The following is a 4,702-nucleotide window of genomic DNA, read 5'->3' on the forward strand; positions in this document are numbered from 1 at the left end:
CGGGTCAACCCCCGCCGACATCGGGCTGATACTCGGCGAGGCGATCCTCGGATCACTCTAGGCGGGTGCCGACACCCATCATCTAGGCTGGGGCGACCATGGCCAGTACCGACCCGTCGCCGCGTTACCACGTCACCGTCACCCCCGTCACCGCCGCCCCTGTCACCGCCAGCCCTGTCACCGCCGAGCAGGTGGAGGCCGCCCGGAACGACAGCAAACTCGCCCAGGTGCTCTACCACGACTGGGAAGCCGAAACCTACGACGAGAAGTGGTCGATCTCCTACGACCAGCGCTGCGTCGACTATGCTCGCGGCCGATTCGACGCGATCGTGCCCGGCGAGGCAGCCCGAGAGCTTCCCTACGAGCGGGCTCTGGAATTAGGTTGCGGCACAGGGTTTTTCCTGTTGAACCTGATCCAGTCCGGGGTGGCCCGCCGCGGCTCGGTCACCGACCTGTCGCCGGGCATGGTCAAGGTCGCCACCCGCAACGCGCGGGCGCTGGGCCTGGACATCGACGGCCGGGTCGCCGACGCCGAGGGCATACCCTACGACGACGACACGTTCGACCTGGTGGTCGGGCATGCCGTGTTGCACCACATCCCGGACGTCGAGCTCTCGCTTCGCGAGGTGTTGCGGGTGCTGCGGCCGGGTGGCCGGTTCGTGTTCGCCGGCGAGCCGACCAGCGCCGGTGACGTCTACGCCCGTACCCTGTCCACGCTGACCTGGCGGGTCACCACCACCGTGACCAGATTGCCGGGACTGGGCGGCTGGCGCCGCCCACAGGCCGAGCTCGACGAGTCCTCGCGCGTCGCGGCGCTGGAGGCCATCGTCGACCTGCACACCTTCACACCCGATCAACTCGAGCGCATGGCCGTCAACGCCGGTGCCGTCGCGGTGCGTACCGCCAGCGAGGAGTTCACCGCCGCGATGCTGGGCTGGCCGATCCGCACCTTCGAGGCGTCGGTGCCGCCCGGGCGCCTGGGCTGGAGCTGGGCGCGTTTCGCCTTCGCCAGCTGGAAGGCCCTGAGCTGGGTGGACGCCGGACTGTGGCGGCACGTGGTGCCCAAAGGCTGGTTCTACAACGTGATGATCACCGGGGTCAAACCCTCCTGAGCCACCTCGTCTTCGGCGCCGACGACGTCAGCTACCTGCGGTCGTCCTCGGGCGCGTCGGCGCTGGCCGCGGTCGCCGAGCTCGGGCTGACCGACGCCACCCGCATCGCCGACGTCGCCGCGGTGCGAGCCCGATTCGGCGAGAGGGCCGCGGTCCTGGTGGAGACCACGCTGCTGCGCAGGCGCGCCTTCGACCGGCCCGGCAAGCTCGGGCCGTTGGGCCGGCAGGTGTCCCAGTGGCTGTTCACCGGCGAGGCGTTGCAGCAGGCGACCGCGGCGCCGGTGGCGCTGCACCGGGCCGCGCGCCTGGCCGCCGGGCCGGACGGCCCAGACGTCGTGGTGCACGACGCGACCTGCTCGGTCGGCACCGAACTGGCCGCGCTGCACGGCGCGGGGGTGCGGGCGCTGGGCAGCGACATCGACCCGGTCCGCCTGGCCATGGCACGCCACAATGTGGGCGCGACGGCCGTGCTCTGCCGCGCCGACGCGCTGCATCCGGTGACCCGCGACACCGTCGTCCTCGTGGACCCCGCGCGTCGCCACGGCGGCCGCCGCCGCCTGAACCCCGACGACTACCGGCCGGCGCTGGGCCGGCTGATCGACCTCTATCGCGGGCGCCACCTCGTCGTCAAGTGCGGCCCGGGAATGGATTTCGGCATGCTGCGACGCTGCGGGTTCGACGGCGAGATCGAGGTCACGTCGTACCGGGGTTCGGTCCGGGAGGCGTGCCTGTGGTCGGCCGGGCTGGCCGAACCGGGTGTGCGCCGCCGCGCGAGCATCCTCGACGGGGCCTCGCCGGGCGAACAGATCAGCGACATCGAGCCCGAGGACTGCGGTGTGGGGCCGCACGGGCGCTGGATCGTCGACCCCGACGGCGCGGTGGTGCGCGCCGGGTTGGTGCGGCACTACGGCACCCGCCACGGTCTGTGGCAACTCGACCCCGACATCGCCTACCTGTCCGGAGACCGGCTGCCACCGGGGGTCCGTGGCTTCGAGGTGCTCGACGAGGTGGCGTTCGACGAGCGCCGGCTCCGTCAGGTGCTGGCGGCGCGGGACTGCGGGGCGGTCGAGATCCTGGCGCGCGGGGTGCGCCTCGACCCCGACGCGCTGCGGCGGCGGCTGCGCCTGCGCGGCGACCAGCCGCTGTCGGTGGTCGTCACCCGGATCGGCGCCGGGGCCGCCGGGCGCGCAACGGCGTTCGTTTGCCGCCCGTCGCGATAGCGCCCAGGTACGCTGTCGACGGTCATTTTCCCGGGCGCCCGAGCCTGTTGAGTCTGCGAGGACAATTCGACGATGCGTAACCTGATCGTGGCCGCGGTGCTCTTACCTGCGGTTCTGCTGGGCTGGCCGGGCCCACCATGGGCCTTTGCCGCGCCGTCGGCGTGTGCGGGCCTGGGCGGCGTGGTGGAGGACACCCACGTGTGCCGCGTGCGCGCCACGGCGCCCACCTACATGCTCGACCTGACGTTTCCGGTGGACTACCCCGACCAACAGGCGCTGACCGACTACATCACGAGGAACCGGGACGGGTTCGTCAACGTGGCGAAGAGTTCCGGCTCGCGCGACCAGCCCTACCAGCTGCAGGCCACCAGCGAACAACACAGTTCCGGGCAGCCGCCGTCCGGCACCCGCAGCGTGGTGCTCAAGTTCTTCGAAGACCTCGGGACGCACCCGTCCAACTGGTACAAGGCATTCAACTACAACCTGGGCACCAAGGCGCCGATCGCCTTCGAGAACCTGTTCGCGCCCGGCACCACACCGCTGGACGCCATCTTCCCGATCGTGCAGCGTGACCTGGAACGCCAGAGCCCCTTCGGGGTGACCATCCTGCCCTCGACCGGCACGGACCCGTCGCATTACCAGAACTTCGCCATCACCGACGACGCGCTGATCTTCTACTTCGCGCCGGGGGAGATGCTGCCGGCGTTCTCCGGACCGGTGCAGGCCCAGGTGCCCCGCAACGCGATCCCGCCGCTGGCACTGTAGCGGTCACGCCGGCGCGAATCCGTATACCTGCCCGTCGCTGGTGGCGGCCACCACGCGGCGGTCCTTGCCGACCGAGACCCCGACCGGGTACCCGGTGGCGGCGGGCAGCGGATAGCTGTTGGTCGTGTGGCCGTTGCCGGGATCGAACACCAGCAGCGACATGCCGGGCGCGTCGTCGTGCGGCGGGCCGGCGACCACGGTGTAGCCGACACCGCCGGCCAGGCTCGACGACGACAGGGGGATGACGTCGTCGCGGCGCCAGACCCGCTCGGCGTGGTCACCGGCGTCGGTGAAGGCGGCCAGCCGAGTGTCGGGGCCGCCGCCGGATACGATCAGTCCCTGCGGGGTCACCGCGGGCGGCGTCTGCGCCAAAAACCCCAGCGGCACCGACCACTTCGCCTTCCCGTCGGCGGTGCTCAACGCCCACAGCCGCTCGTCGCGGCCGTTGACATAGGCGGTCGAACCGTCCGCGGACAGCACCGGGCTGGCGATGACGCCGGCGCCCACCGCGTCGCTCGTCCAGTCGCGGGCGAGCCGGCCGTCACGGTACTTCAGGCCGACGACCCGCGCGGCCGGGGCGTCCGGCTGCCAGACGCCGAGCACGATCGTTCCGTTGGCCGTCGAGAAGGCGGGCGCCGCCGCGACCGGGCAGCCCGCCAGGGCCGGCGCGCAATCCGCCAGGCCGCGCGTCGCGTCGGTCGGGTCGACGCCGTCCACGAGGTCCAGCGGGCTGCCGACGACCTGGCCGCGGTGGGTGTCGAAAACCAGCGCCTGTCCCAGATGGGTGACGACCAACAGGTGGCCGTGCCCCAGGAAGCGGGGGGTGGTCGGCATCCCGATCACCGGCTTACGCCACCGCGTCCACTGCGTCACCGGGAAGGAGACGATGGCCCCCGGCTGGCCGATGTAGAGGTTGTCGAAGCCGTCGAACAACGGGCCGGCGAAGCCGCCGCCCTGGACGAGCCGCACGCACCAGCGTTGCCGGCCGTTGTCGTCGTTCTGCCACTCCATGAGGGAGCAGCCCGACGGTGTCTGCGCGTTGAGCGCGAGGTAGCTGCGTGCGCTCAGGGCCGGGCCGGCCCCCAACGAACCCTTGACCGCACGCGTCCACTGCAACGACAGCGTGGTGGCTCCGCTCGTGGTGGTGTAGCTGCTGTTGGCCGCGTCGCCGTACTGGGCGGGCCACCCCTGCGCCGGCGCCGCATCCACCCACGAGTCGGTGTTGCCGCAGCCGCCCAGCCCCACCGAGACGGCGGCCGCGGCCACCGCAGCCGCCCAACGCCGAAGCCCGGGCAGGAGATGTCGGGCAAGCACGTGTGGTTCCCAGATCCTTCCGCGAGGGCGTGTGGCACGAGCAGCGAACGAGTACAGGTGAGGGTAACCCGGGCGATCGCGCGGGGACGCGATCGCCCGGCACCCGCGCCCACCGATTCGCCGCACCCGGTTAAGCTTTCCGGCCATGACGTCCATGTGGGGTGCCCCGATCCATCGCCGCTGGCGTGGATCGCGGATACGTGACCCACGCCAGGCCAGGTTCCTCACGCCGGCTTCGCTGCGGTGGGTGCTGGCCAACCGCGCCTACACCCCGTGGTACCTGGTGCGCTA

General features: G+C 71.7%; 4 protein-coding genes and 1 pseudogene. 4 read left to right on the plus strand and 1 reads right to left on the minus strand.

From position 1 onward, the window contains the following. Positions 1 to 98 precede the first annotated feature (98 nt). The 3 genes from AC2VOK_RS10625 (at position 99) to AC2VOK_RS10635 (ending at position 3,097) form a co-directional block, all read left to right on the plus strand. On the plus strand, positions 99 to 1,112 hold the full coding sequence (locus AC2VOK_RS10625) for a class I SAM-dependent methyltransferase (protein ID WP_428900432.1): 1,014 nt from the start codon (positions 99 to 101) through the stop codon (positions 1,110 to 1,112). Next, positions 1,070 to 2,332, plus strand: a complete 1,263-nt coding sequence (locus AC2VOK_RS10630; RefSeq protein ID WP_428900435.1) for a class I SAM-dependent methyltransferase — start codon at positions 1,070 to 1,072, stop codon at positions 2,330 to 2,332. Before AC2VOK_RS10625 ends, AC2VOK_RS10630 begins: the two co-directional genes overlap by 43 nt. 72 nt (positions 2,333 to 2,404) lie before the next feature. Next, entirely contained in the window at positions 2,405 to 3,097 is a 693-nt protein-coding gene (locus tag AC2VOK_RS10635) for an esterase (RefSeq protein ID WP_428900433.1), read from the plus strand. Positions 3,098 to 3,100: 3 nt separating this feature from the next. Here AC2VOK_RS10635 and AC2VOK_RS10640 read toward each other — a convergent pair whose 3' ends face one another. Continuing rightward, complete coding sequence (locus AC2VOK_RS10640) at positions 3,101 to 4,363, minus strand: outer membrane protein assembly factor BamB family protein (protein WP_428900434.1); 1,263 nt, start codon at positions 4,361 to 4,363, stop codon at positions 3,101 to 3,103. Between the two features lie 193 nt (positions 4,364 to 4,556). On the opposite strand from AC2VOK_RS10640, the pseudogene AC2VOK_RS10645 reads away from it, so the two are divergent. Continuing rightward, positions 4,557 to 4,702, plus strand: a pseudogene (locus AC2VOK_RS10645) (acetyltransferase); the annotation flags it as partial.

The organism is Mycobacterium sp. TH-M116 (assembly GCF_057473685.1).

Excerpts from the sequence above, each read along its gene's own strand:
- AC2VOK_RS10625 (WP_428900432.1), top strand. The coding sequence starts at position 99 with ATGGCCAGTACCGACCCGTCGCCGCGTTACCACGTCACCGTCACCCCC.
- AC2VOK_RS10635 (WP_428900433.1), top strand. The coding sequence starts at position 2,405 with ATGCGTAACCTGATCGTGGCCGCGGTGCTCTTACCTGCGGTTCTGCTG.